The 25487-nt window shown below is 72.7% G+C and carries 23 protein-coding genes and 1 tRNA gene; 9 read left to right on the top strand and 15 right to left on the bottom strand.

The window, feature by feature from the left end; translation table 11 throughout:
* Positions 1-149: 149 nt before the first annotated feature.
* The 3 genes from ACIPFH_RS31395 to ACIPFH_RS31385 all read left to right on the top strand — a co-directional run bounded on the left by ACIPFH_RS31395 (position 150) and on the right by ACIPFH_RS31385 (position 3274).
* Complete coding sequence (locus ACIPFH_RS31395; protein WP_401831704.1) at positions 150-914, top strand: SDR family oxidoreductase; 765 nt, start codon at positions 150-152, stop codon at positions 912-914.
* A complete protein-coding gene (locus ACIPFH_RS31390) occupies positions 911-2584 on the top strand; it encodes a class I adenylate-forming enzyme family protein (protein ID WP_401831702.1) in 1674 nt (557 codons plus the stop codon). The genes ACIPFH_RS31395 and ACIPFH_RS31390 overlap by 4 nt, the downstream gene beginning before the upstream one ends.
* Positions 2585-2680: 96 nt before the next feature.
* A complete protein-coding gene (locus ACIPFH_RS31385) occupies positions 2681-3274 on the top strand; it encodes a TetR/AcrR family transcriptional regulator (protein ID WP_401831701.1) in 594 nt (197 codons plus the stop codon).
* A gap of 70 nt (positions 3275-3344) precedes the next feature.
* Here the strand turns inward: ACIPFH_RS31385 and ACIPFH_RS31380 are convergent, their stop codons facing one another.
* The 3 genes from ACIPFH_RS31380 to ACIPFH_RS31370 all read right to left on the bottom strand — a co-directional run bounded on the left by ACIPFH_RS31380 (position 3345) and on the right by ACIPFH_RS31370 (position 6155).
* The gene (locus ACIPFH_RS31380; protein WP_401831698.1) at positions 3345-4559 is read right to left on the bottom strand and encodes an acyl-CoA dehydrogenase family protein; all 1215 of its coding nucleotides are present in this window, start codon (positions 4557-4559) and stop codon (positions 3345-3347) included.
* A gap of 5 nt (positions 4560-4564) precedes the next feature.
* Positions 4565-5587 (bottom strand): phosphotransferase family protein, encoded by a 1023-nt coding sequence (locus ACIPFH_RS31375; protein WP_401831697.1) that lies wholly within the window; start codon positions 5585-5587, stop codon positions 4565-4567.
* Between the two features lie 271 nt (positions 5588-5858).
* On the bottom strand, positions 5859-6155 hold the full coding sequence (locus tag ACIPFH_RS31370) for a hypothetical protein (RefSeq protein WP_401831694.1): 297 nt from the start codon (positions 6153-6155) through the stop codon (positions 5859-5861).
* Between the two features lie 114 nt (positions 6156-6269).
* On the opposite strand from ACIPFH_RS31370, the gene ACIPFH_RS31365 reads away from it, so the two are divergent.
* Positions 6270-7235 carry an NADP-dependent oxidoreductase gene (locus ACIPFH_RS31365; protein ID WP_401831692.1) on the top strand — a complete coding sequence of 322 codons (966 nt, stop codon included), beginning with the start codon at positions 6270-6272 and terminating at the stop codon, positions 7233-7235.
* Between the two features lie 75 nt (positions 7236-7310).
* On the opposite strand, the gene ACIPFH_RS31360 is transcribed toward ACIPFH_RS31365, so the two are convergent.
* The 4 genes from ACIPFH_RS31360 to ACIPFH_RS31345 form a co-directional block, all read right to left on the bottom strand.
* Entirely contained in the window at positions 7311-7694 is a 384-nt protein-coding gene (locus ACIPFH_RS31360) for a DUF202 domain-containing protein (protein ID WP_401831690.1), read from the bottom strand.
* Positions 7691-8083: a DUF202 domain-containing protein gene (locus ACIPFH_RS31355; protein ID WP_356258388.1), complete on the bottom strand. Its 393-nt coding sequence runs from the start codon at positions 8081-8083 to the stop codon at positions 7691-7693. The genes ACIPFH_RS31360 and ACIPFH_RS31355 overlap by 4 nt, the downstream gene beginning before the upstream one ends.
* Before the next feature lie 116 nt (positions 8084-8199).
* Positions 8200-8715, bottom strand: a complete 516-nt coding sequence (locus tag ACIPFH_RS31350) for an NUDIX hydrolase (protein ID WP_401831689.1) — start codon at positions 8713-8715, stop codon at positions 8200-8202.
* Between the two features lie 81 nt (positions 8716-8796).
* Complete coding sequence (locus tag ACIPFH_RS31345) at positions 8797-9690, bottom strand: DMT family transporter (RefSeq protein ID WP_401831687.1); 894 nt, start codon at positions 9688-9690, stop codon at positions 8797-8799.
* Between the two features lie 456 nt (positions 9691-10146).
* Here ACIPFH_RS31345 and ACIPFH_RS31340 point away from each other — a divergent pair, with 456 nt between their 5' ends.
* From ACIPFH_RS31340 to ACIPFH_RS31330, 3 genes are all read left to right on the top strand, one after another.
* A complete protein-coding gene (locus ACIPFH_RS31340) occupies positions 10147-11097 on the top strand; it encodes a hypothetical protein (protein WP_401831685.1) in 951 nt (316 codons plus the stop codon).
* Positions 11098-11170: 73 nt separating this feature from the next.
* Positions 11171-11968 (top strand): molybdopterin-dependent oxidoreductase, encoded by a 798-nt coding sequence (locus ACIPFH_RS31335; protein WP_401831683.1) that lies wholly within the window; start codon positions 11171-11173, stop codon positions 11966-11968.
* The gene (locus ACIPFH_RS31330; protein WP_356258374.1) at positions 11952-12575 is read left to right on the top strand and encodes a cytochrome b/b6 domain-containing protein; all 624 of its coding nucleotides are present in this window, start codon (positions 11952-11954) and stop codon (positions 12573-12575) included. The genes ACIPFH_RS31335 and ACIPFH_RS31330 overlap by 17 nt, the downstream gene beginning before the upstream one ends.
* A gap of 55 nt (positions 12576-12630) precedes the next feature.
* On the opposite strand, the gene ACIPFH_RS31325 is transcribed toward ACIPFH_RS31330, so the two are convergent.
* The 4 genes from ACIPFH_RS31325 to ACIPFH_RS31310 form a co-directional block, all read right to left on the bottom strand.
* Entirely contained in the window at positions 12631-13659 is a 1029-nt protein-coding gene (locus ACIPFH_RS31325; protein WP_401831680.1) for an L-idonate 5-dehydrogenase, read from the bottom strand.
* A 28-nt stretch (positions 13660-13687) separates the two neighbouring features.
* Complete coding sequence (locus ACIPFH_RS31320) at positions 13688-14446, bottom strand: SDR family oxidoreductase (RefSeq protein WP_401831677.1); 759 nt, start codon at positions 14444-14446, stop codon at positions 13688-13690.
* Between the two features lie 30 nt (positions 14447-14476).
* Positions 14477-15874, bottom strand: coding sequence for a gluconate:H+ symporter (locus tag ACIPFH_RS31315; RefSeq protein WP_356258367.1), 1398 nt, complete (start codon positions 15872-15874; stop codon positions 14477-14479).
* Positions 15875-15941: 67 nt separating this feature from the next.
* Positions 15942-16460 carry a gluconokinase gene (locus ACIPFH_RS31310; protein ID WP_401831674.1) on the bottom strand — a complete coding sequence of 173 codons (519 nt, stop codon included), beginning with the start codon at positions 16458-16460 and terminating at the stop codon, positions 15942-15944.
* 151 nt (positions 16461-16611) lie between these two features.
* Between ACIPFH_RS31310 and ACIPFH_RS31305 the strand changes: the two genes are divergently transcribed.
* Entirely contained in the window at positions 16612-17313 is a 702-nt protein-coding gene (locus tag ACIPFH_RS31305) for a FadR/GntR family transcriptional regulator (protein WP_356258362.1), read from the top strand.
* 4 nt (positions 17314-17317) lie between these two features.
* On the opposite strand, the gene ACIPFH_RS31300 is transcribed toward ACIPFH_RS31305, so the two are convergent.
* From ACIPFH_RS31300 to ACIPFH_RS31285, 4 genes are all read right to left on the bottom strand, one after another.
* The gene (locus ACIPFH_RS31300; RefSeq protein WP_401831672.1) at positions 17318-17755 is read right to left on the bottom strand and encodes a YchJ family protein; all 438 of its coding nucleotides are present in this window, start codon (positions 17753-17755) and stop codon (positions 17318-17320) included.
* A 469-nt stretch (positions 17756-18224) separates the two neighbouring features.
* On the bottom strand, positions 18225-19577 hold the full coding sequence (locus ACIPFH_RS31295; RefSeq protein ID WP_401831670.1) for a M1 family metallopeptidase: 1353 nt from the start codon (positions 19575-19577) through the stop codon (positions 18225-18227).
* An 80-nt stretch (positions 19578-19657) separates the two neighbouring features.
* On the bottom strand, positions 19658-23524 hold the full coding sequence (locus tag ACIPFH_RS31290) for a Pls/PosA family non-ribosomal peptide synthetase (RefSeq protein ID WP_401831668.1): 3867 nt from the start codon (positions 23522-23524) through the stop codon (positions 19658-19660).
* A 337-nt stretch (positions 23525-23861) separates the two neighbouring features.
* Positions 23862-23946: transfer RNA gene (locus tag ACIPFH_RS31285), tRNA-Leu, on the bottom strand.
* A 206-nt stretch (positions 23947-24152) separates the two neighbouring features.
* On the opposite strand from ACIPFH_RS31285, the gene ACIPFH_RS31280 reads away from it, so the two are divergent.
* Positions 24153-25481 carry a M20/M25/M40 family metallo-hydrolase gene (locus ACIPFH_RS31280; protein WP_356258353.1) on the top strand — a complete coding sequence of 443 codons (1329 nt, stop codon included), beginning with the start codon at positions 24153-24155 and terminating at the stop codon, positions 25479-25481.
* The last annotated feature ends 6 nt before the right edge of the window (positions 25482-25487 follow it).

Genomic DNA, 25487 nt, shown 5'->3' with positions numbered 1-25487 from the left:
ATACGTCACGGCTCATCCGTACAAGATGGAATCCTGTGACGGCAGACGCCGCCCTCGGCGATCCCGGGGTAACCCTTCCATCGCAACATACCGACTGGTTAGTCTGGTGGCAGAGCCGATTCGTGCCGCAGTCGCGTCGAAGGAGACCGATGGTGGAAGCCGTGCAGGATGCCGGAGTGGTCGTGACCGGAGCGGGGGGAGGTATCGGAGCCGCGCTGGCCCGCCGCTTCGCCGCCGAGGGAGCCCGGGTCGTCGTCAACGACCTGGACGCGGACCGGGCGCGGTCCGTCGCCGAGGAGATCGGCGGGATCGCGGTCCCCGGCGACGCCTCCACGATCGTCGAGCAGGCCCGGGAGGCGCTCGGCGGCACCGTCGACGTGTACTGCGCCAACGCCGGGGTCGCCTCGGGCGGCTCGGAGTCCGCCGAGGAGGCCGTCTGGGCGCTCGCCTGGGACGTCAACGTCATGGCCCATGTCCGGGCGGCCCACGCGCTGCTCCCGGACTGGCTGGAGCGCGGGCAGGGCCGGTTCGTCTCGACCGTCTCCGCCGCCGGGCTGCTCACCATGATCGGCGCCGCTCCCTACAGCGTCACCAAGCACGGCGCGTACGCCTTCGCCGAGTGGCTGTCGCTGACCTACCGCCACCGGGGCGTCAAGGTGCACGCCATCTGTCCCCAGGGCGTCCGCACCGACATGCTGGACGCCACCGGCAGCGCGGGCGACCTGGTGCTCAAGCCGACCGCGATCGAGCCGCAGGACGTGGCGGACGCCCTGTTCAAGGGCATGGCGGAGGACCGTTTCCTGATCCTGCCGCATCCCGAGGTCGCCGCGTACTACCAGCTGCGGGCCGGTGATCCCGACCGCTGGCTGACCAACATGAACCACCTCCAGCAGAAGTGGGAGACCGCCGAATGACCACGTCCGCCTCCCGTTACGCGGCCAGGCCCTGGGTGGCCCTCCTCGACGAGGCCCAGCGCGCGCCGATCGACCCCGCGGACTCCCTCGTGGACGCCTTCCGCAGGTCCGCCGCCGAGGCGCCGGACCGCCCCTGCCTCGCCTACTTCGACGGGCGGCTCAGCTACCGCGAGGTGGACGAGCTCAGCGACTCCGTGGCCGGTCACCTCGCCGCCCGCGGCCTGGAGCCCGGTGACCGGGTGGCCGTCCTGCTGCAGAACTCCCCGCTCTTCGTCCTCGCCCTGCTCGGCGCCTGGAAGGCGGGCGCGACGGTCGTCCCCGTCAACCCGATGTACAAGTCGGGGGAGGTCGCCCATGTGCTGCGGGACGGCGAGGTGGCCGCACTCATCTGCTCCGACCGGGCCTGGGAGTCGTATCTGCGGCAGACGGCCGCCGACTCGCCGGTACGGATCGTGCTGACCGGCTGCGAGCTGGACTTCCAGACGCGCGGTGACGCGCGCGTGCTCACCTTCGAACGCCTCCCGCGACCGTCCGACACCGACGACCTCACCGCCGTCGCCCGCGCCGGCCACAAGGCGCCGCAGGGCCGCCGCCTCGCCCCCGCCGACGTCGCCCTGATCAGCTACACCTCGGGCACCAGCGGGGCCCCCAAGGGCGCCACCAACACACACGGCAACATCATGTTCAACGCCGAGCGGCAGCGCACCGGGCTGCGTCTGCCCGAGGCGCCCGTCTACTACGCGCTCGCGCCGCTGTTCCACATCACCGGCATGGTCTGCCAGCTCGGCGCCTGTCTGAACAGCGCGGGCACGCTCGTGCTGACGTACCGCTTCGAGGCGGGCGTCGTGCTGGAGGCGTTCGCCGAGCACAAGCCGCACTACACGGTGGGGCCGTCCACCGCCTTCATGGCGCTGGCCGCCCATCCCGACGTCACGCGGGACCACTTCGCGTCCTTCGTGAACATCTCCTCCGGCGGCGCGCCGGTGCCGCCGGCGCTGGTGGAGAAGTTCCGGGCGGGCTTCGGACCGTACATCCGCAACGGCTACGGGCTCACCGAGTGCACCGCGCCCTGCGCCTCCGTCCCGCCCCAGCTGGAGGCGCCCGTCGACCCGGCCTCCGGGACCCTCGCCGTCGGCGTGCCGGGGCCCGACACGGTCGTGCGCATCGTCGACGACCAGGGCGCGGAGGTGCCCTTCGGCGAGCAGGGCGAGATCGTCGTGCGGGGTCCGCAGGTGGTCCCCGGGTACTGGCGCCGGCCCGAGGCCACCGCCGAGACCTTCCCCGGCGGCGAGCTGCGCACCGGCGACATCGGGTTCATGGACGAACAGGGCTGGCTGTACGTCGTCGACCGCAAGAAGGACATGATCAACGCGTCCGGCTTCAAGGTGTGGCCGCGCGAGGTGGAGGACGTGCTGTACACCCACCCGGCGGTGCGCGAGGCCGCCGTGGTGGGGGTGCCGGACGGCTATCGCGGGGAGACCGTCAAGGCGTACATCAGCCTGCGTCCCGGCGCCGACACGGATGCCGATACGCTCGCGGCCTACTGCAAGGACAGGCTGGCGGCGTACAAGTATCCGCGCCAGGTGGAGATCCTGCCCGACCTGCCCAAGACGGCGAGTGGGAAGATCCTCCGGCGGGAGCTGCGTTCCCGCCCGCACGACGCGCGGTAGCACGACGGCCGGCGGCAAGTCGGTTCAGCAGCAAGTCAGCGGCACGACAGCCGGTGAGGATCGCCGATAAGGCATCGAGGAAGGCAGGTGGCGGCAGTGCCCAGGACGACGGACGGTGACGGGACACCCGTGCCGCAGCGGCTGCTGGCCGCCGCCACCCGGCTCTTCGCCGAGCGGGGATACGACCGCACCTCGGTGCAGGAGATCGTCGAGGCGGCAGGCGTCACCAAGGGGGCGCTGTACCACTACTTCGGCTCCAAGGACGACCTCCTGCACGAGGTGTACGCGCGCGTGCTGCGCGTTCAGCAGGAACGGCTGGACGCCTTCGCCAACGCCGACGAGCCGATCGAGACGCGGTTGCGGGGCGCGGCGGCGGACGTCGTCGTCACGACGATCGAGAACCTCGACGACGCGATGATCTTCTTCCGCTCGATGCACCACCTGAGCCCCGAGAAGAACAAGCAGGTGCGCGCCGAGCGCCGGCGCTACCACGAACGCTTCCGCGCTCTCGTCGAGGAGGGCCAGCGGACCGGCGTCTTCTCCACGGCGACCCCGGCCGACCTGGTCGTCGACTACCACTTCGGGTCCGTCCACCACCTTTCGACCTGGTACCGGCCGGACGGGTCGATGGGGCCGAAGGAGGTCGCCGATCACCTGGCCGACCTGCTGCTGCGGGCCCTGCGGCCCTGAGGTCCCGAGGCCCCGAACGAGCCGACGGGTAAGGGGCGGTCGCCATGGCGACCGCCCCTTACCGCGTGTCCTACAGGTACTTCTTCAGCTCCCGTCGCGCCAGCGACCGCTGGTGCACCTCGTCCGGACCGTCGGCGATCATCAACGTGCGCGCCCCGGCGTACAGCTCCGCCAGCGGGAAGTCCTGGCTGACGCCGCCCGCGCCGTGCAGCTGGATCGCCCGGTCGAGGATGTCGACGACCGCGCGGGGCGTCGCGATCTTGATGGCCTGGATCTCCGTGTGGGCGCCCCGGTTGCCGACGGTGTCCATCATCCAGGCGGTCTTCAGGACCAGCAGCCGCAGCTGCTCGACCGTCACGCGCGCGTCCGCGATCCAGTTGTGGACCACACCCTGCTGGGCCAGCGCCTTGCCGAAGGCGTCACGGGAGACGGCCCGTCGGCACATCAGCTCGATCGCCCGCTCCGCCATGCCGATCAGTCGCATGCAGTGGTGGATGCGGCCCGGGCCGAGCCGGGCCTGGGCGATGGCGAAGCCGCCGCCCTCCTCGCCGATCAGGTTCGTCACCGGCACCCGCGCCCCGTCGAAGACCACCTCGGCATGACCGCCGTGGGAGTGGTCCTCGTAGCCGAAGACCTTCATGGCCCGCCTGACCGTGACACCGGGTGTGTCGCGCGGGACGAGCACCATGGACTGCTGACGGCGCGGGTCGGCGCCGTCCGGGTCCGTCTTGCCCATCACGATGAAGATCTTGCAGTCGGGGTTCATCGCCCCGGAGATGTACCACTTGCGGCCCGTGACGACGTAGTCGGCGCCGTCCCGCCGGATGAGCGTGGTGATGTTGGTGGCGTCGGAGGAGGCCACCTCCGGCTCCGTCATCGCGAACGCCGAGCGGATCTCGCCCGCCAGCAGCGGCTCCAGCCACTGCTTCTTGTGCTGCTCGTCGCCGAACTGGGCGAGCACCTCCATGTTCCCGGTGTCCGGGGCGGCGCAGTTCAGGGCCGTCGGCGCCAGCTGCGGGGAGCGGCCGGTGATCTCGGCCAGCGGCGCGTACTGGAGGTTCGTGAGGCCGGCGCCGTGCTCGGCGTCGGGAAGGAACAGGTTCCACAGGCCCTGCCTGCGCGCCTCCGCCTTCAGCTCCTCGACCACGGCCGCGGTGTCCCACGGCGAGGCGAGCAGCGCGCGCTGCTCCTCGGCGACGGGCTCGGCCGGGTACACGTACTCGTCCATGAAGGCGAGCAGCCTGGCGCGGAGTTCCTCGGTGCGTGCGTCGAACGCGAAGTCCATGCCGGTCAGCCTTCCTGGAGAGTGGTCAGTCCGTGCTCGATGAAGACGGGGACGAGCTCCCCGATGCGGTCGAAACCGCGCCCGACCGTCTGGCCCAGCGTGTACCGGTAGTGGATGCCCTCCAGGATCACGGCGAGCTTGAACCAGGCGAACGCCGTGTACCAGGAGACCGCCGAGACGTCGCGCCCCGAGCGGGTCGCGTACCGCTCGATCAGCTCGGCCGGCGACGGGTGGCCGGGGGCCGAGGCGGTCGTCGAGATGGGCGAGTTCGGCAGTTCCAGCGGAACGCTGTACATCACCAGCAGGCCCAGGTCGGTCAGCGGGTCGCCGAGCGTCGACATCTCCCAGTCGAGGATCGCCAGGATCGTGTCGTCGGCCCCGATCAGGACGTTGTCGAGCCGGTAGTCGCCGTGCACGACCGCCGGGGCGGGGGAGTGCGGCAGCCCCCGGCCGAGCGCCGCGTGCAACTCGTCGATCCCGGCCAGCTCCCGGCTGCGGGAGGCGTCCAGCTGCTTGCCCCAGCGGCGCAGCTGCCGGTCCAGGAAACCCTCGGGCCGGCCGAAGTCGGCCAGACCCACCGCCGCCGGGTCCACCGCGTGCAGTTCCACCAGCGTGTCCGCCAGCGACAGCACCGCGTCCCGGGTGCGCCGCTCCCCGAGCGGGGCGAGTTCACCGGCGGTGCGGTAGGGCGTGCCCTCGACGAACTCCATGACGTAGAAGGGCGCCCCGAGCACGTCCTCGTCCTCGCACAGCAGCACCGGGCGCGGCACCGGCACGCTCGTCGGGTACAGGGCGCTGATCACCCGGTGCTCGCGCCGCATGTCGTGGGCGGTGGCCAGTACATGCCCGAGCGGAGGCCGCCGCACGACCCACTTGGCCGCGCCGTCGGAGACCGCGTAGGTCAGGTTCGACCGTCCGCCCTCGATCAGCCGGCCGGTGAGAGGGCCGTCGACCAGACCGGGGCGCTCCCGCTCCAGCAGGGCGCGCAGCCGGTCGAGGTCGAGTCCGGGCGGGTGATCGGGGCTCATGCGTCGCTCCTGTGGACGGGACGGTGAATCAGCACGTGCACCATGATGCCGACCGGTCGGTATGCCGTCCAGTGGGTGCGCCCAACGTGATCGGGGCCACGATAGGGCGACGGCTCCCCGGGCAGAACCCGGGGAGCCGTGTCGGGGCGGTTTCCCGCCACCCCGCGCGTCGCCTTTCGGACGGTCGGAGGCCGTCCTCGGGCGCTCGGAGGTCGTGCTCCGAGCGGTCGGTGGTCGCCTTCCGAAGGCCGGTGGTCGTTTCCCGGACGGCTCAGTGGTCGTCCCAGTGACCCTCGTGCTCGGCGTGCCGGTGGCCGTCGTGCAGGTAGTCCATGTGGTCGCCGTGCCGCACGCGCGTGTGTCCGCAGTCCTCGCCGTGATGGTGCTCGTGCCCGCTGTGGGCCACGTGCCCGCCCGGCTCGCACTCGTCCCAGTGGCCGCTGTGCTCGCGGTGCAGATGTCCGTCGTGGGCGTAGTCGACATGGTCGCCGTGGCTCACCCGGGTGTGCCCGCAGTCAGGGCCGTGCGTGTGGGTGTGGGCGGAGTGTTCGGCGTGGTGGGTGGTCATGGGGTGCTCACCTTCGAAGCTGCGCGTGATGACGTCGGACAGGCTGCCACGCGAACTGCGCGTATCGGGTCATTCCGCTTGCGTGGCGTTCGGGTACCCCGGAGGGTCGAACCCATGAAGGCCATCAGCTACTCACGCTACGGCGGCCCCGAGACGCTCGTGTACGGGGACGTCCGCGAGCCCAGGATCGGCCCCGACTCGGTGCTGGTGAAGGTCCGGGCAGCGGCCGTGAACCCCGTCGACTGGAAGGCCCGGGAGGGCCACCTGGACCCCATCCTCGAGGCCGTCTTCCCCGTGATTCCCGGGTGGGACGTCTCCGGGGTCGTCGTACAGCTCGGGGTCGGGGTGTCCCCCGCGGAGTACGCGGTCGGCGACGAGGTCATCGGATACGTCCGCGAGGACTTCCTTTCCCGCGGCACGTTCGCCGAGTACGTCGCCGCCCCGGTGCGCACCCTCGCCCGCAAGCCCCGCAACCTCACCTGGGAGGAGGCCGCGGGCCTTCCGCTGACCGGGCTCACCGCCTACCAGGTGCTGACCGGGGACCTCCAGGTGAAGCGTGGCGAGACCGTCCTCGTGCACGCGGCCGCGGGCGGCGTCGGCTCCATCGCCGTACAGCTCGCCCGCCATCTGGGCGCCCGGGTGATCGGCACGGCGAGCGAGGCCAACCACGACTTCGTGCGCTCGCTGGGCGGCGAGCCCGTGACCTACGGCGAGGGGCTGTCCGAACGGGTCCGCGGGCTGGCCCCCGAGGGCGTGGACGCGGTTTTCGACACGGTCGGCGGCGACACCCTGAAGGTCTCCGCCAACCTGCTGGCCCCGGAGGGACGCCTGGTGTCGATCGCCGACGGGGACGTCGTCGGGTACGGCGGCCGGTACTACTGGGTCCGGCCCGACGCCGAGGACCTCACCCGGTTGTCGGAACTCGCCGAGCAGGGCGTGGTGTCCGTGCACGTCTCCGAGACGTTCCCGCTCGAGCGCGCGGCGGACGCCCACCGGCTGAACGAGCGGGGCAGCACCCGGGGCAAGATCGTGGTGACGGTGGACTGGACGGACGAGAGCCCGGAGGACGGGGAGCGGTGAGGCGCGGGCGGCCCGGAACGAGGTCCTGGGCCGCGAGCGGGGAGCGGTGGGACGAGCGATGCCCCGGACGAGGTCCTAGACCACCAGGGCCGCGGCGCACACCGCCGTCGCCACCGCGCACGCGACGGCCGCCGTGGCGTGCCGCGGGGCGAGGGCCGCCGGTCTCCCCCTGGCGGACAGGGCATGGATCCGTCGGTGGGCGAGCAGCAGGAAGGCCAGCCACAGGCCGCAGCACAGGGCGCAGGCGAAGATCCCGAACGCCGACACCCCGCCGTGCAACGCCGCCCTCACGGCGAGCACGGCAGCCACCGTGCTCGCCAGCGTCGTACGCCGCCAGGCGAGCCGGGTCCGCTCGGGCTGAAGGCCGGGGTCGCGCTCGGGCCGGGGACCGGGGTCGCGCTCGGGGTCGCGCTCGGGCCGAGGGCCGGGGTCGCGTCCCCGCCGGGCCTCGTCGCTCATCCCGCCCACCCCGCCAGCACCACGACGACCATCGCCACGGCCACCAGCGCGACCAGCACGCCGAGCAGCGCGGGGAAGCGGGACGCCGGCAGGTCCTCGCCCCGGCGCATCGCCCGCTCGCAGCGCATCCAGTGGTTCACCGCGCGCAAGGAGCACAGCACGCCCGCCGCCAGCAGCGCGAGCGCCAGCCCGACCCGCCAGCCCCAGCGCAGGTCCGGCAGGAACTGGTCCACCGCGAAACCCCCGCCGATCAGCGCGAGCGCGGTGCGCAGCCAGGCCAGGAACGTACGCTCGTTCGCCAGCGAGAACCGGTAGTCGGGGGTGTTGCCCTCCTCCCTGGCCTGCTCGGGAGCGAACCACAACCGGACGTTCTGTACGAACTCGATCACCTGAGGACCCTACCCGGCGCCCGTCACCCGGTCGGGTCCCGGCGAGCGGCGGAGCGATTCCCGTCCTGTTCGCCGTCCAGCCCTCCGGCCCGCTCGCCTTTTCCCGCCGCTCACGTTCAGCCTGCGGCCCGGTGCTTCCTGAGCCGCTCGTACGCCGCCAGCCCGTCCGGTACCCACTCCCAGACGGACAGCCGCCGTTCGATCTCCTCCTCGGGGAGGAAGTCGTGCCAGGCGACCTCCTCCACCTGCGGGTCCACCGGCTGATCGCAGCGGACCTCGTAGACGGCCGACCACCAGCTCCCGGCGGCGCCGCCGTCGTAGAGGAACTTGAAGAGGAACTCCGGGCGGGGCAGGCCGCTCACGCCCAGCTCCTCCTCGGCCTCGCGCAGGGCGGCGTCGTCGTAGGCCTCGCCCGCGCCGACGACCCCGCCGACGAACATGTCGTACAGCGAGGGGAACACCAGCTTGGTGTGGGTCCGGCGGTGGACGAAGATCCGGCCCTCGGCGTCCCTGGCCCGGACGAAGACACAGCGATGGCGCAGGCCCTCGGCGTAGGCCCGGCCACGGGGGAACTGTCCGACGACCACGTCGTTCTCGTCGACGATGTCGAGGATCTCGTCAGCAGCGCTCATGGGCCCATCCAAGCAGGCCCGCCGAAGGCGCCGACGGCTACGGCCCAGCACAGCCACAGCCACAGCCCAGCCGCGTGACGGTTACTGGGACTGGAGGTTCGGGACCTGTTCCCGGGGCGCCGCGCCCCGCGGCATCGCCGGGTGCAGTCCGAGGAGCACGATGCCCGCGACGATCGCCGCGAGCCCCGCCGCCTCCCAGGCCAGCGCGCCGGTGTCGGTGTGCAGCCGGTCGCCGAGGAAGCCGACCCCGCAGATGATCCCGGCGAGAGGCTGCGCCGCGGTGAGCGCGGGCAGCGACATGCGCAGCGGCGCGGTCTCGAAGGCGCTCTGGACCAGCACGAGGCCGGTCACGCCGAGCGCGAGCACCGCGTACGGTTGCCAGCCGGCCAGCAGCTCGCCGAGGCCGCCCGCGCCGAAACGCTGCCCGCTGACCCTGGTCAGCGCGTCCTGGACGCCGTACAGCAGACCGGCCGCGAGGGACAGCAGCACCGGGCCGGAGCTCAGCCGGGAGCGCTTGGCGTAGGTGGTGAGCAGCAGGGCCAGCCCGATCATCACGCCGATGATCAGCCAGTGCCGCAGCGGATCCGTGACCGCGCTGCCGCCGCGCGGCTCGCCCGCCACGATGAAGGTGGTCACCCCGCCCGCGAGCAGGGCCAGGCCCGCCCAGCCCTGCCGGCCGAGCGACTGCTTCGTCTGGTGGCGGGACAGCGCGAGGGCGAAGAGCAGGTTGGTCGCGAGCAGCGGCTCCACCAGGGAGATCTCGCCCTGGCCGAGCGCGACCGCGCCCAGAGCCATGCCGGCCACCATGAGGCCGATGCCGCCCAGCCAGCGCGGCACCTTCATGAGGTCGAGCAGCAGCCGCGGTGAGAGGAAGTCTCCGAGTGGCGCCCTCTGGGCGGCGTTCTGCTGGAGTACGAACCCGAAGCCCAGGCAGCAGGCGGCGCTCACGGCGAGGACGAGAACCAGAACCGACACGCTGCCTACCTCGATCATCCGGTCGGACCACGGACGGGATGCGTAGTGGCCGACTGTAGCGTCCCAGGGGGGTCCGTGCCCCTGGGAGTGCCCGAACCGTTCGTTCCGGGGCCGCCCCGGAACGCTGCTTCCGGGGGTACCCGTCACCGGGCTGTTGACTCGGCCGCGGGCACCCACGGACGGGGCCGGGGGTGCGGGGCGACCCTACGGCCATGGTGTGTGCTCCGGCCGGGCCGCGCCATGGCGTACGCCACACAGGAGCGGCGGGACACCCGGGAGCAAGGGGTCCCACCGGGGAGGGTTCATCACCGGATTCCCCCCGCCGCGCGGCGGTCGGTGCCTTTCCTCCCGGCCCGGCCCTTGACGGTGAGTGTTACCTAGGGATTGGCTGTGCGTGTTCGGCCGATCGCGGGCCGATGTCAGAGCCGCCGCCGAGGAGGATGAGGAAGTCCCGCGGTGCCCTTACCTCCGCCCCTTCCCGGACGTGCTCACGAGCACGTCCCCCGGACCCCCGACCCGGCCCTGGACGACAGCGAACTCGCCTGCGCCCGCACCGCGTTCGCGCAGGGCCGCCGCAGGCCCGCCCGCGCCCTGCTGGCCCGCACCGGCGAGGACTGGGACCGTCGCGCCCACCGGATGACGGTCCTCGCCCTCGAGCCGTACGCGGCCGCCCGGGCCCACGAATGGCTGCTGGCCGAGCCCGGCGGCGCCGACGCCTCCGTACTGCTGGCCCTGGCACAGGTCCGCCGGGCACTGCGCGGCAAGGAGGACGCGGCGGTCGCCCGTGCGGCCTGCCGGTCGGCCGCCGCGCTCGCGCCCGCCGACCCCACCCCCTGGTTGGGCCTGCTCCAGCTGGAAGGGGACGGCGGGGCGCAGGCCGTCCGGATCTTCGAGGAGGTCCGGTCCCGGCACCGCGACCACCACCATGCGCACCACCTGATGGTCGCCCGGCTCGCCGAGCGCCGTGCGGACGGCGGTCAGGACCCGCTGCACGAGGTCTACGAGTTCGCCGCCTGGGCCGCCGAGCAGGCGCCCGCCGACTCTCCGCTGGCGATCCTCCCGGTCGTCGCGCACGCCGAGCGCTACCGCGTCCTGGCCGCCCACGGCTTCGCCTCCACGGACCCCGCCGCTTCCGGGCACTGGCGGGACGGCCGGGCCCGGGACGTGATGAAGGCCGCCTTCGACTGGTGGCTGGAGTGGGAGCACGACGATCACGCCCGTCATCTGATCGACCTGAACTTCCTCGCCCACGCCAAGGTCCTGGAGGGCCGGGGCGCCGAGGCCGCCGCCCTCTTCCACCGCATCGGCCGGCACGCCACCCCCGAGCCCTGGTCGTACCCGGACCGCGATCCCTCCCCGGCCTTCCACGCCGCCCGCGCCGCCGCGCTGGGTCTGAGAGCACGGTGAGAAGTCATGACGGAAGTCTGACGGCCGCCCGGGATCCCTGGCCCGGTGGGCCCGCGAGTGCTCGAATGGAGGAGTGAACCCCGAACCACCCGAGTCACCCCGGCCGTCCGAGTCACCCCGGCCGTCCGAGCCGCCCGAGGCATCCGCGCCCGACGACGGGCGCGCGGGACATGGCACACCCGTCGGTCGGCGGGTCTTCCTCGGCACGCTCGCCCTCGGTGCCCTGGGGGTGGTCGCCGCACCTCCGCTCCAGCGCGGTATGGAGGCCTTCCTCGGCAGCGCCGCCGACAAGGACCCCACCGGCCTCACCGGTCTGCTCCCCAACGGGGGCGGCTTCCGCTACTACTCGGTGACGTCCTCGGTGCCGCACCGGAACGCCACGAACTACCGCCTCACCGTGGACGGCCTCGTCGACCGCCCCGCCACCTACACGCTGGCCGACCTCAGGGCCCTGCCCCAGACCCGGATGGTCAAGGACGTCCAGTGCGTCACCGGCTGGCGGGTGCCGGGCACGCCCTTCGAGGGCGTCCGGCTGTCCGCCCTGCTCGACGCGGCCGGAGTGCACGCCGAGGCCGGCGCGATCCGCTTCACCTGCTTCGACGGCGCCTACACCGAGAGTCTGACCCTCGCCCAGGCCCGCCGCGCCGACGTCCTGGTCGCGCTGCGCATGCAGGACAAGGACCTCGGCCACGACCACGGCGGCCCCGTCCGCCTCTACGTGGCGCCCATGTACTTCTACAAGTCGGCCAAGTGGCTCTCCGGCATCACCGTCACCGAGAAGGTGGAGCCCGGCTACTGGGAGGACCGCGGCTACGACGTCGACGCCTGGGTCGGCCGTTCGAACGGACGGGACGATGAGCCTACGAGCTGAGGCGCCGCCGGCGACCACCGAGATCCCCCGCTTCACCCGCGCCGTACGGTGGGTGCACCGCACCACGGCCCTCCTGATGGGGGTGTGCGTGGTGACGGCGGCCTTCCTGTACATCCCCGAGTTCGCCCAACTCGTCGGCCGGCGCGAGCTGGTGGTCCGGGTCCACGAGTGGGCGGGCCTGGCCCTTCCCGTACCCGTCCTGGCGGGCCTCGCCTCCCGTGCGTTCCGCGCCGACCTGGGCCACCTCAACCGCTTCGGCCCGCACGACCGCCGGTGGCTGCGGGCCGCCCTGCGCCGGGACAAGCGTCGGCAGTCGCGTCCGGCCGCCAAGTTCAACGCCGGGCAGAAGATCTACGCGGCCTGGATCGCCGGGGCGACCCTGGTCATGCTCGGCACGGGCCTGCTCATGTGGTTCACCCACCTCGCCCCGATCATGTGGCGCACCAGCGCGACCTTCGTCCACGACTGGCTCGCCCTCACGATCGGCGTCGTCCTGGCCGGCCACATCGGCATGGCCCTCGGTGACCCGGAGGCCCGCAGGGGGATGCGCACGGGCTCGGTGAGCCGGGAGTGGGCCCGCCGGGAACACCGCCTGTGGCGTCCCTAGCGAACCCCTCACCGGCTCCCTCCGAGGCCCCCGGTCCCGTCGGCTCCCGATCCCCTCAACCCGCGAAGTCCAGCAGCACCTTGCAGGAGCGGCCGCGGTCCGCGGCGAGCGCGAACGCGGACTCCGCGTCCCGTACCGGGACCACCGCGCTGATCAGCTCGTCGAACGCGGGCTCGGCCGCGAGGAGGCGCAGGGCCGCGTCGAACTCGGTGTCGAAGCGGAACGCCCCACGCAGCTCGATCTCCCGGCTGACCACCAGGTTCCCGGCGAACGGGCTCTGCCCGGACGGCAGCATGCCGAGCTGCACGACGACCCCGCCGCGCCGCACCAGCCGCAGACAGGTGTCGAGCCCGGCGGCGACCCCGGACGCCTCGACGGCCACGTCCACCTCCGACGGCCACCCGGGGTCCGCCGGATCGTCGGCCCGTACGACGGTGTCGGCGCCGGCGGCGCGCGCGTACCCGAGCGCGCCGGGCAGCAGGTCGGTGACGGTGACCCGGGCCGCGCCGGCCGCCTTCGCCGCCGCGACCACCAGGCAGCCGATGGGTCCGGCGCCGGTGACCAGGACATGCCGTCCGGTCACCGCGCCGGCCCGCCGCACCGCGTGCAACGCCACCGACAGCGGCTCCGCGAGGGCGGCCCGGCGCGGCGAGAGACCCTCCGGGAGCGGCCGCACCTGCTCGACGGGGACGACGATGGCGTCCGCGAACCCGCCCTGTACATGGGGTGTCCGGGCCGCGCTGCCCAGGTAGCGGGTGTCCCGGCAGACGTTGCGCCGCCCGTCCGCGCACTCCGGGCACACCCCGCACGGCGTGGCGGGGTGCACGGCGACCGCCGTACCGGCGGGAGGACCCGAGGGGGAGGGGGAACCGTACGCGACGGCTGTCCCCACCACCTCGTGCCCCAGCACCATCGGCTCCTTCAGGCGGAAGTCGCCGACCCCGCCGTGCCGCCAGTAATGCAGGTCGGAGCCGCAGACCCCGCCGTAGCGGACCGCGACGAGCACCTCGCCCGGTCCGGGCACCGGCGACGTCAACTCCTCGACGCTCAGGTCGCCCCGACCGTGGATCACACAACCGAGCATCCGTCGTCACGCCCCTTCGACACACCGGTCAGAGCACACTGGTCATACCGCCGTCGACATAGAGCACCTGTCCGCCGACGAAGTCCGCCGCGGGCGAGGCGAGGAACAGCACCCCGCCCACCAGGTCCTCGGTGCGGCCCCACCGCCCGGCCGGAGTACGGCGCCGCACCCAGGCGCTGAACTCCTCGTCCTCGACGAGGGGCCGGGTCAGCTCGGTCTCGATGTAGCCGGGACCGAGACCGTTGACCTGGACGCCGTACGGGCCCCAGTCCGCGCACATGCCCTTGGTGAGCATCTTCAGCGCGCCCTTGGTGGCCGCGTAGGGTGCGATGCCCGGGCGGGCCACCTCGCTCTGGAGCGAGCAGATGTTGATGATCTTTCCGTGGCCGCGTTCCGTCATCCGGCGGGCGGCCTCGCGGCCCACCAGGAACGCACTGGTGAGGTTGGTGTCCAACAGCCGGTGCCAGTCGGAGTCGGCGAACTCCAGGAGCGGGGCGCGTAGTTGCATACCCGCGTTGTTGACCAGGATGTCGAGCGGACCGACCCGGTCCTCGATCTCCGCGATCCCGGCTCGGACCGAGGCACCGTCGGTGACGTCGAACACGCTCGTGCGCACCTCGCCGGGCAGTCCGGCGGCCGCCCGCGCGAGGCGGTCCGCGTCCCGCCCGTTGAGGACCACCGTGCAGCCGGCCTCCGCGAGGCCCCGGGCCAGGGCGAGACCGATGCCCCGGCTGGAGCCGGTGACCAGAGCGGTCCGGCCGCCGATGTCGAACAGGGGGTGGCTCATTTCGTGCTCCTCCCGTCTCTTCCCGTGGCCCTAGATGACGAGCGAGAGGAGCAGGACCAGGCCGCCGGCGACCACGGAGATGATGGTCTCCATGACCGACCAGGTCTTGATGTTCTGGCCGACGGTGAGTCCGAAGTACTCCTTCACCAGCCAGAACCCCGCGTCGTTGACATGGCTGAAGAACAGCGAGCCGGCGCCGATGGCCAGGACCAGCAGGGCGGTGTGGGTGGTCGACATGTCGGCCGCGAGCGGGGCGACCAGGCCGGCCGCCGAGATCGTCGCCACGGTCGCCGAACCGGTGGCCAGCCGGATGACGACCGCGATCAGCCAGGCCAGCAGCAGCGCCGGGATCGACCAGTCCTTGGAGATGTCCAGGACCATCTGACCCACACCGCAGTCGATCAGCGTCTGCTTGAAGCCGCCGCCCGCGCCGACGATCAGCAGGATGCCCGCGATGGGCGCGAGGCCCTTCTCGACCAGCCCTGATATCCGGTCCTTGGCGAACCCGGCGGGCCTCAGCAGGGTGAAGATGCCGACGAGCACGGCGGTGAGCAGCGCGATCAGCGGCGAGCCGACGACGTCGAAGACGCGCTGCACGGTGTGCTCGGGGTCGTCCACCACGATGTCGACCAGCGCCTTGGACAGCATGAGGACGACGGGCAGCAGAATGGTCGCGAGCGTGGCGCCGAAGCCGGGCCGCTTCTCCAGGTCCTCGGAGGGCCGCTGGGGGATCATGCGGTCGGGGGCGGGGACGTCGACCCAGCGGGCGGCGACCCGGGAGAACAGCGGGCCCGCGACGACGACCGTCGGGACGGCGATGAGCACGCCGAGCGCCAGGGTGACGCCCAGGTTGGCGCCGACCGCGTCGATCGCGACCAGCGGGCCGGGGTGCGGCGGGACGAGACCGTGCATCACCGACAGACCGGCCAGTGCCGGGATGCCGATCCGCATGAGCGAGTAGTTGCCCCGCTTGGCGACCATCAGCACGACGGGGATCAGCAGCACCACGCCGACCTCGAAGAACAGCGGCAGACCGATGACGGAGGCGATCAGCACCATCGCCCACGGCATCGACCGGCCGCCCGCCCTGGCGAGGATCGTGTCGACGATCTGGTCGGCGCCGCCGGAGTCCGCGAGCATCTTGCCGAGGATCGCGCCCAGCGCGATCAGCACGCCCACCCCGGCCACGGTGGTGCCGAGCCCGGTGGTGAACGAGGCGATGGCCTTGTCGAGCGGCGCCCCGGCGAACGCGCCGAGCGCGAGCGAGCCGATGGTCAGCGCCAGGAAGGCGTGGAGCTTGAACTGGGTGATGAGCAGGACGATCACGGCGATGCCCGCCAGAACGGCGATGCCCAGCTGTGTGTGGCCGGCCGAGGTGATCGGCTCGACGGTGTCCGCTGCCAGTATCTCGACACTGAGTCTGGTCACACGAATTCCCTTGCAGGTGTCAGGAACGGGGGATGGGGGAGGGGCGGTCGTGGTGAAGTGAGGCGGGTCATCCGGCCGTTCGGGGAAGGGCGTCGAGTGCCGTCACTGCCCGCCCGGTGATGGCCTCCGGGCCGCCGGAGACGTCGACGACGACGCCCGCCTCGTCCGCCTGGAGGGGCTGGAGCGTGGCGAACTGGGAGTCGAGCAACGCGGTCGGCATGAAGTGACCCTGCCGGTGCGCCATGCGGTCCTCGATCAGCGCGCGGTCGCCCGAGAGGTGGACGAAGACGATCCCGGGGGCCGTGGCCCGCAGCCGGTCGCGGTACGACCGCTTCAGCGCCGAGCAGCTGACCACCCCGCCGAGCCCGGCCCGCTCGTCCGCCCAGGCGCCGATGGCGTCGAGCCACGGCCACCGGTCGTCGTCGTCGAGCGGGGTGCCGGCCGACATCTTGGCGATGTTGGCCTGCGGGTGGAAGTCGTCGCCCTCGGCGTAGGGGACGCCCAGCCGGGCGGCGAGCAGGGGACCGATGGTGGTCTTGCCCGTGCCGGCGACGCCCATCACCACGACGACGTGGGGGGTACGCATCTCTGCCTCGCTGTCTTCGCGCTGTCTTCCTCGACGTCCGGCGTCAACGGACGCCGGACGACACTGAAACCGATTAGGTAGGACTATTCAAGAGTCTGTGACAAATAAGTCTGACTTTTTGGCTCAGTGATCTACCCCGTACTCTGTGTGCATGACCACTCCGGGCCGGGGTCTGCACGGCCAAGTACTGGACACCCTGGGCCCCGCCATCACCGCGGGCGAGTACCCGCCGGGCAGCGTCCTTCGCACCGACGAACTGGCCCAGCGCTTCGACGTCTCCCGGTCGGTGATGCGCGAGGCGGTCCGCGTCCTGGAGTCCATGCACCTGGTCGAGTCACGCCGCCGGGTGGGCGTGACGGTCCGTCCCAGGTCGGAGTGGAACGTCTACGACCCGCAGGTCATCCGCTGGCGGCTGGCCGGCGCCGACCGCCCGCACCAGCTGCGCTCGCTCACCGTCCTGCGCTCGGCGATCGAACCGGTCGCGGCGGGCCTGGCGGCGAAGCACGCCACGGCGGAGCAGTGCGCCGAGCTGACGGAGTGCGCGCTCGGCATGGTGGCCAACTCACGCGGCCACCGGCTGGAGGGCTACCTCGTCCACGACGTCGCCTTCCACCGGGCGGTCCTCGCCGCCTCGGGCAACGAGATGTTCGCCCGCCTCGGTGACGTCGTCGCCGAGGTGCTGGCGGGCCGCACGCATCACGAGGTCATGTTCGAGGACCCCGACCCGGCCGCCGTCACCCTTCATGTCCAGGTCGCCGAAGCGGTCCGCGAGGGCGACGCGGCCCGCGCGGAACAACTCACCCGGGAGATCACGGTCGGCGCCCTCCAGGAACTCGACATCCTGGCGCCCTAGCGGGTCATTCGGAGCCCTCCGGGAACTCCCCGTCCACGTACACCCACGCCCCGGCCACCCGCTCGAACCGGCTGCGTTCGTGCAGCGCGCCGCCCCGGTAGGACGCCCGGAACTCCACCGTCCCGGTCGTGTGGAAGGCGGTCCCGTCCGCGGTCCGGAGGATCTCCAGGCCCGTCCACCGCGTTCCCGGATCGAGATCGAGCCGCACCGGACGCGTCCGGGGATGCCAGGTCCGCAGCAGATACCCCGCGTCGCCCCGCACGAAGGCGCTGTAGCGCGACCGCATGAGCGCCTCGGCGCTGGGCGCGCTCACGGTGCCTGCTTCGCCGCCCGCGTGATAGCGCCCGCAGCACGCCTCGTACGGCTCGGGGAGCCCGCACGGGCAGTCGGCTGGGACGGCGACAGAGCTGCGCTGCCGAGGGCGGGCGGTACGTCGGACCATGGACCCATTGTGCCCGCCTCCACCCGCACCCCCGAAGGGGCGCCCCCCTGCTCCATCCCCGTACCCCCACCACACCGTTCAGGCCCAGCCCGCCTTCGAGCCCCGGCTCACGGGTGGCGCCCGGAAGGGGCACGGGGAACGGCGCGCTCAACCCCACCGGCCCGCGGGTTCATCACGCACCCTCCAGCGGAGAGCTCAGTCCCAGCCCGCCTTCGAGCCCCGGCTCATGGGTGGCGCCCGGAAGGGGCGCGGGGAACGGCGCGCTCAACCCCCATCGGCCCGCGGGTTCATCACGCACCCTCCAGCGGAGAGCTCAGTCCCAGCCCGCCTTCGAGCCCCGGCTCACGGGTGGCGCCCGGAAGGGGCGCGGGGAACGGCGCGATCAACCCCACCGGCCCGCGGGTTCGTCACCCCGCTCCCAGCGGAGCGCTGACGCGGAGCGCTGACGCGGAGCGCTGACGCGGAGCGCTTACGCCGAGGCCGCGCCGCGGTCCACCGACGGGACCGGCAGGGGCGGCAGCGCCGTGCCGTACACCCACGCCTCGAACAGGTCGTCCAGCGGTTCCGGCGCGAACCGCGCCGTGTGTGCGGTGAGCGTCGACGTCGTCACCGCCCCGCCCCGGTGCACCGCGAGCCAGGCGCGCAGCATCCGGAAGAACGCCTCGTCGCCCAGCGCGCAGCGCAGCGCGTGCACGGTGAGCCCGCCGCGCTCGTAGAGCCGGTCGTCGAACATCGACTTGCGGCCGGGGTCGGCGAGGCGCAGGTCCTGCGGCAGCGAGGACAGCGACCGGTGCGCGGCGGCGGCGAGCTGCTGCGCGCTGCGCCCGCCCGACCGCTCCGACCACAGCCACTCCGCGTACTTCGCGAACCCCTCGTTCAGCCAGATGTGCCGCCAGTCGGCGATGGACACACTGTTGCCGAACCACTGGTGCGCCAGCTCGTGCGCCACCAGCCGCTCCGAACTTCGCGCGCCGTCCAGGTGGTTGGCGCCGAACAGCGACAACCCCTGGGCCTCGACGGGGACATCGAGCTCCTCCTCCGTCACCACGACCGCGTACTCGTCGAACGGGTAGGGCCCGAAAAGCTGTTGGAAGAGATGCATCATCCCTGGCTGGCGCGCGAAGTCCCGCGAGAACTCCGCCAGCAGCTCCGCCGGGAGGTGCCCGTGCTGAGGGACGCCCCCGAGCCCCGGGTCGCCCAGCAGGACGGTCTGGTACTTCCCGATCGACAGGCCGACCAGATAGCTCGAGGTCGGCGCCGACTGCTCGTACACCCACGTGGTCGTCGAGGCCTTCGTGGTCCGCGTGAGGAGCCGGCCGCCCGCGACCACCGAGTACGCCGACGGTGTCGTGACCGATATCAGGTAGGACGCCTTGTCCGCGGGCCGGTCGTTGCACGGGTACCACGAAGGCGCCCCGACGGGCTGGCTCGCCACCAGCGCCCCGTCGCCCAGCTCCTCCCAGCCGAGTCCGCCCCACGGGCTGTTCACCGGCTTGGGATTGCCCGACCAGTGCACCTCGACGGTGAAGGCGGCCCCGGCGCGCAGCGGCTTCGCGGGCCGGATCCGCAGCCGGCCGCCCCGGTGGGTGTAGTGCGTCGGCCGGCCGTCCACCCGGACCCGGCCGATCTTGAAGTCGGCCAGGTTCAACTGGAACTCCGGCAGCGCCGAGCGTCCGGCGATCGCGTTGATCCGCGCCGCGCCCGACAGCCGGTTCGGACCCGGCCGGTAGTCCAGCGCGAGCTCGTAACGGTGCACCCGGTACCGGGAGTCACCGTTGGCCGGGAAATACGGGTCCGGCCCGACCGCCTGCTGAACTGCCACTTCCCCGTCCGCTCCCTGACCTGTGCTCGAACCACCCGCCGCCGGTACACCGCTCCTCACCGACTGCGAGTAGCCCCTTCTCAGGGACGCCATGCCTCGATCGGGTTGCCGAGCCAGCGGGTGTCGTCCGGGACGGACTCCGCGGCCATGACGAGCGACGCGGGACCCAGGGTCGTACGGGCCCCGATCGTGCTGCCAGGCAGCACGATCCCGCCAGGGCCCAGCGTGGCACCCTCACGGAGGACCACAGTATCCGTCCGCAAGATCCGGTCGTGGAAGAGGTGAGTCTGCAGGACGCACCCACGGTTGACCGTGACCCCGTCTCCCAGCGTCACCAGGTCCGACTCCGGCAGCCAGTAGCTCTCCACCCACGTGCCGCTGCCGATCCGTGCGCCGAGCCCGCGCAGCCACGCCGTCAGCACCGGCGTCCCCGGCACCGCGCCCGCCAGCCACGGCACGGCCACCACCTCCACGAACGTGTCCGCCAGCTCGTTGCGCCACACGAAGCCGCTCCACAGCGGGTGCTCGCCACTGCGGTGCCGCCCGACGAGCAGCCACTTGGCGACGATCGAGACGACGGCCGCCGCGCCTCCCGCCCCGAGCAGTACGAGCCCGGACAGCAGCGGCGCCCAGACGCCCAGTGCGCAGAGCGCCGCCACCGTCAGCACGGCCAGCCCGGCCGAGCAGAAGACCGGCACGATCCGGCACAGCTCCACCAGGGCGCGGGCCCACAGCAGTCGCACGGGCGGCTCGTACGTCCGGCTCTGGTCCCCGCCGGTCGTGTTCCGCGGCAGCTTCACCGGCGGCAGTCCCAGGTACGAGCTGCCCTTCTTCGCCTTCTTCGGCGTCGCCGACAGCACACCCACCAGGCCGCCGTCCGGCACGCTCCGCCCGGGCGCGGTCATCCCGGAGTTGCCGAGGAACGCCCGCCGCCCGATCTCCGCCCGGCCGATCCGCATCCAGCCGCCGCCGAGTTCGTAGGGCGCGGTGAGCGTGTCGTCGGCGAGGAACGCGCCCTCGCCAACGGTCGTCAGGCTCGGCAGGGCGAGGACCGTCGACACCTCGGCGCCCCTGCCGATCCGCATCCCGAGCAACCGCAGCCAGACCGGCGTGACCAGCCCCGCGTACAGCGGGAAGAGGGTCTCCCGCGAGTGGTCCATCAGTTGCGTGACGGTCCAGGCCTGCCAGCCGATCCTGCTGTGCGTGGGGTACGTGCCCTCGCGCAGGCCGAGGCTCAGCAGCCGTACGGCGACCAGCAGCGGCACGGCGTACGCCAGACCGAAGGCGAGCGTGGCCGGGACCAGCGCGAGCCCGGCGCCCCGAAGGGCCTGACCGAGCCCGCCGCCCGGACCCACGAAGCGGCTCGCCACCAGCAGGGCCGCCCCGCCCGCCAGTACCGGCAGCGAGGCCAGCGCGAAACCGGACAGGCCGTACGACACCCGCCACCACGTGGTCCGCGCCGGCCGCTCCTTGGGCCAGTTGCGCTTGGCCTTGCCGAGCTTGACCGCGGGCGCGCCCGCCCACCGCTGACCGGTGGGGACCTGACCGGTGACGGCCGAACCCGGCGCCACCTCGGCCCGCTTGCCGACCCGGGCGCCCGGGAAGAGCATGCTGCGCGTGCCGACGACGGCGTGCGCGCCCACCCGGACCGTTCCGAGCTCCAGCAGGTCGCCGTCCAGCCACCAGCCGGACAGGTCCACCTCGGACTCCACGGCCGCGCCCCGGCCCAGCTTCAGCATGCCGGTCACCGGCGGAAGCGAGTGCAGGTCCACGTCCGGCCCGACCTTGGCCCCCAGGGCCCGCGCGTAGCGCTCCAGCCAGGACCCGGTCAGTGAGGTCGCCCCGCTGAACTCGGCCAGCCGCTCCGCCGTCCACAGCCGCAGGTGGACGCCGCCACCACGCGCGTACCGCCCCGGCCGGACACCGCGCAGCAGCAGCCGCGCCCCGCCCGCGGCGATCGCGAGCCGTCCGGGCGGGCTGAACAGCAGCAGGGCGGCCGACCCGACCAGCCACCACGGGGCGGTGGGCAGCCAGGCGTACGTGGGCAGCAGGTTGCCGAGCGCGGCCAGCGGCACCGCCCAGCGCAGCCCCAGCAGCGTGAACAGCGGAGCGAGCAGCAGCAGCTGGATCACCTTGGCGCGCGCGGGCACCGGGGCGATGACGCGGGCCGCCCCGTCGTCCTGCGCGGATCCCTCCAGGTGCCGGGCCAGCTTGCGCAGGGTGGGCCGCTGGTAGATGTCGAGGACGGCCGCGCTCGGGTAGCGGGTGCGCAGCCGGGTCGTCAGCCGGGCGGCGGCGAGACTGCTGCCGCCGATCGCGAAGAAGTCGTCGCGGGCACTGCCCACGGGGATGCCGAGGACTTCCGTCCACTGCTCCGCCAGCCAGGCCTCGGTGCCGTAGAGCTGCTCGGCCGGGCCGCCCGGCTCCAGGCCGTCGAGGGGCCAGGGCAGGGCGTTGCGGTCGACCTTGCCCGACGTCCGGGTGGGCAGGTCGTCCACCGGCGCGAGCAGCGGCACCAGGGCGGCGGGCAGCTCGGCGCGCAGCCGCCGCACGGCCGCCGCACGGTCCCAGCCGTCCTGCGTCACGACGTACCCGACCAGGAGCTGGTTGCCGCTGCGGGCGGTCCGTACGGCGGAGGCGGCCCCGGCGACCCCGGGCAGCGCCTGGAGCGCGGCGTCCACCTCGCCCAGCTCGATCCGCCGGCCGCCGAGCTTGATCTGCTCGTCGGCCCGCCCGAGGAAGACGAGCCCCTCGGCGTCGGCGCGCACGAGGTCACCGCTGCGGTACGCCCGCTCCCAGCCCAGCGACTTGAGCGGCGCGTACTTCTCCGCGTCCTTCTCGGCGTCGAGATACCGCGCGAGCCCGACCCCGCCGATCACCAGCTGTCCGCTGCCGCCCAGCGGCACGGGCTCCCCGGCCTCGTCCACGACGGCCAGCTCCCAGCCCCTGAGCGGCAGACCGATCCGGATCGGTTCCTCGCCGGACATCAGCGAGGCGCAGGCGACGACGGTGGCCTCGGTCGGCCCGTACGTGTTCCAGACCTCCCGCCCCTCCGTCACCAGCCGCTGCACCAGCTCGGGCGGGCACGCCTCACCGCCGAAGATCAGCAGCCGTACGTCGTTGAGGGTCTCGGGCTCCCACAGCGCGGCCAGCGTCGGCACCGTGGAGACGACCGTGATCTCCTGCTCGACCAGCCACGGCCCGAGGTCGGCGCCGCTGCGGACCTGCGAGCGGGGCACCGGCACGAGACAGGCCCCGTACCGCCAGGCCAGCCACATCTCCTCGCAGGACGCGTCGAAGGCCACCGACAGCCCGGCCATGACCCGGTCGCCGGGCCCGATCGGCTCCTCGGTGAGGAACAGCGCCGCCTCGGCGTCCACGAAGGCGGCGGCGCTGCGGTGGCTGACGGCGACGCCCTTGGGCTTCCCGGTGGAGCCGGAGGTGAAGATGATCCAGGCGTCGTGCTCGGTGCCGGGACGGGCGGCGGCCGCCGTGGCCGCGCCGTGGACGGTGATCTCGTGCCCGGCTCCGACGACTGCCCGCACGTCGGCCTCCCCGAAGACCAGCTCGGCCCGCTCGTCGGGGTCCTCGGCGTCCACCGGGACATAGGCGGCGCCGGCGGCGAGGACGGCCAGGACCGCCACATAGAGGTCGTTGGTGCCGGACGGGACGCGGACGCCCACCCGGTCGCCGAGCCCGACCCCGGCGACGGCGAGCCGGCGCCGGAGGTTCTCCACCTCGACGGCGAGGGCGCGGTAGGTGAGGGGCGTGCCGCCGTCGTCCAGGGCGAGCTCGTCCGGGAACGACCGCACGGACGCGTCGAAGACGTCGACGAGGGTGCGCGGAGAGGCGGCCGGGCCGCCGGAGAAGCGTGCGGTGTCACCGAGTTGTGCGCGGATTTCTTCGTCGAGCAGGCCGAGAGCGCCGCTCTCGTGAATGGCTGCCATCGGTCCTCGCGTCTCGAGCCCGGAAGCCTCCGGGGCGCCGGCGGGCCCGCAGGTCTGCCTGGGGTTGTCCGGTCCAGCTCCGTAACAAGCCGGAAATTTTAGTACGAAGCTAGGCTCGCCCGCTTGCGTCGGCCACTCGGGGAGGCCGTCCGGGGCTCCGAGGAAGATCGTCTCCAGTGCCCTGACCTGCGCGGCCCCTGCGGCGGCGAGATCTGCCCCACATCGATGGGAGGGGCGCTCCAGGACTGGCGCAGGTCGGCCCCACGAGGCCGACGGAAAGGCGGAAACACGGAGAGGGTGGCCCGGCCAACCGGCCGGGCCACCCTCTCTGGTTCTGTGTCCGAGGGGGGACTTGAACCCCCACGCCCGATAAAGGGCACTAGCACCTCAAGCTAGCGCGTCTGCCATTCCGCCACCCGGACAAGGTGTCTGTCGTGCGGGGTTTCCCCCGCGGCGACGTCGTAAACATTACCAGGCTTTCCGGGGTGCCCGATCACGCGCAGTCGCCCCGCCGGATGCCGCGTCCCGCGTGAACGGCGTGTGACGGGCCGGGACCGGTCTTGGGCCGCGGCCGGGGGAGAGGGAGGATGAGGGGGACCCACCAGCAGTGACAGCGGGAGGAACCAGCGTGAGCCCGACGGACGACACGGCCAGGAGCGTCACCGGCGAGGACGAGGTCGTGGACCTCTGCCGCGAGCTGATCCGGATCGACACCAGCAACTACGGCGACCACTCGGGCCCGGGCGAGCGCAAGGCGGCCGAGTGGGTCGCCGAGAAGCTCGCCGAGGTGGGCCTCGAACCGCAGATCTTCGAGTCGCACCCGGGCCGCGCCTCCACGGTGGCCCGCATCGAGGGCGAGGACCCGTCCAGGCCCGCGCTGCTCATCCACGGTCACCTCGACGTCGTGCCGGCCAACGCGGCCGACTGGACCCACCACCCGTTCTCCGGCGAGGTCGCCGACGGATGCGTGTGGGGCCGGGGCGCGGTCGACATGAAGGACATGGACGCGATGACGCTGGCGGTCGTCCGTGACCGGCTGCGCTCGGGGCGCAGGCCGCCCCGCGACATCGTGCTCGCGTTCCTCGCCGACGAGGAGGCCGGCGGCACCTACGGCGCCCGGCACCTCGTCGACAACCACCGCGACCTGTTCGACGGCGTCACCGAGGCGATCAGCGAGGTCGGCGGGTTCTCGTTCACCGTGAGCGAGGAGCGGCGGCTCTACCTCATCCAGACGGCCGAGAAGGGCATGCACTGGATGAAGCTGACCGTGGCCGGCACCGCGGGGCACGGCTCGATGATCCACCGGGACAACGCCATCACCGAGTTGTCCGAGGCGGTCGCACGGCTCGGCAGGCACACCTTCCCGGTGCGGGTCACCAAGACGACCCGCGCCTTCCTCGACGAGCTCGGCGACGCCCTCGGCACCGAGCTGGACCCCGAGGACATGCAGGCGACGCTCGCCAGGCTGGGCGGGATCGCCAAACTGATCGGCGCGACCCTGAGCAACACCGCCAACCCGACCCAGCTGGGCGCCGGTTACAAGGTCAACGTCATCCCCGGCGAGGCCACCGCGCACGTCGACGGGCGGTTCCTGCCGGGGCACGAGGACGAGTTCCTCGCCGACCTCGACCGGATCCTCGGCCCGAAGGTGCGCCGCGAGGACGTGCACTCGGACAAGGCGCTGGAGACCTCCTTCGACGGGGCGCTGGTCGAGGCGATGCAGTCCGCGCTGCTCGCCGAGGACCCGACCGCCAAGGCCATCCCCTACATGCTCTCCGGCGGCACGGACGCCAAGTCCTTCGACGACCTCGGTATCCGCGGCTTCGGCTTCGCCCCGCTGAAGCTTCCGCCGGAGCTGGACTTCGCCGGGATGTTCCACGGCGTGGACGAGCGGGTCCCGGTGGACGGGCTCCGGTTCGGGGTGCGCGTGCTCGACCGGTTCATCGACGCGTCCTGAATCGTC

The sequence above is a fragment of the Streptomyces sp. NPDC088157 genome (assembly GCF_044741545.1).
GTDB lineage: Bacteria > Actinomycetota > Actinomycetes > Streptomycetales > Streptomycetaceae > Streptomyces.
Note: the sequence above shows the minus strand (reverse complement) of the source record. Positions and strands in the feature narration are given on the sequence as shown.

Bases quoted from the DNA above. Each gene is read 5' to 3' on its own strand.
- ACIPFH_RS31395 (WP_401831704.1), top strand. From the start codon at position 150: ATGGTGGAAGCCGTGCAGGATGCCGGAGTGGTCGTGACCGGAGCGGGG.
- ACIPFH_RS31390 (WP_401831702.1), top strand. From the start codon at position 911: ATGACCACGTCCGCCTCCCGTTACGCGGCCAGGCCCTGGGTGGCCCTC.
- ACIPFH_RS31380 (WP_401831698.1), bottom strand. From the start codon at position 4,559: ATGGACTTCGCGTTCGACGCACGCACCGAGGAACTCCGCGCCAGGCTG.
- ACIPFH_RS31375 (WP_401831697.1), bottom strand. From the start codon at position 5,587: ATGAGCCCCGATCACCCGCCCGGACTCGACCTCGACCGGCTGCGCGCC.
- ACIPFH_RS31370 (WP_401831694.1), bottom strand. From the start codon at position 6,155: ATGACCACCCACCACGCCGAACACTCCGCCCACACCCACACGCACGGC.
- ACIPFH_RS31365 (WP_401831692.1), top strand. From the start codon at position 6,270: ATGAAGGCCATCAGCTACTCACGCTACGGCGGCCCCGAGACGCTCGTG.
- ACIPFH_RS31360 (WP_401831690.1), bottom strand. From the start codon at position 7,694: ATGAGCGACGAGGCCCGGCGGGGACGCGACCCCGGCCCTCGGCCCGAG.
- ACIPFH_RS31350 (WP_401831689.1), bottom strand. From the start codon at position 8,715: ATGAGCGCTGCTGACGAGATCCTCGACATCGTCGACGAGAACGACGTG.
- ACIPFH_RS31330 (WP_356258374.1), top strand. From the start codon at position 11,952: ATGAGCCTACGAGCTGAGGCGCCGCCGGCGACCACCGAGATCCCCCGC.
- ACIPFH_RS31325 (WP_401831680.1), bottom strand. From the start codon at position 13,659: ATGCTCGGTTGTGTGATCCACGGTCGGGGCGACCTGAGCGTCGAGGAG.
- ACIPFH_RS31320 (WP_401831677.1), bottom strand. From the start codon at position 14,446: ATGAGCCACCCCCTGTTCGACATCGGCGGCCGGACCGCTCTGGTCACC.
- ACIPFH_RS31310 (WP_401831674.1), bottom strand. From the start codon at position 16,460: ATGCGTACCCCCCACGTCGTCGTGGTGATGGGCGTCGCCGGCACGGGC.
- ACIPFH_RS31305 (WP_356258362.1), top strand. From the start codon at position 16,612: ATGACCACTCCGGGCCGGGGTCTGCACGGCCAAGTACTGGACACCCTG.
- ACIPFH_RS31300 (WP_401831672.1), bottom strand. From the start codon at position 17,755: ATGGTCCGACGTACCGCCCGCCCTCGGCAGCGCAGCTCTGTCGCCGTC.
- ACIPFH_RS31290 (WP_401831668.1), bottom strand. From the start codon at position 23,524: ATGGCAGCCATTCACGAGAGCGGCGCTCTCGGCCTGCTCGACGAAGAA.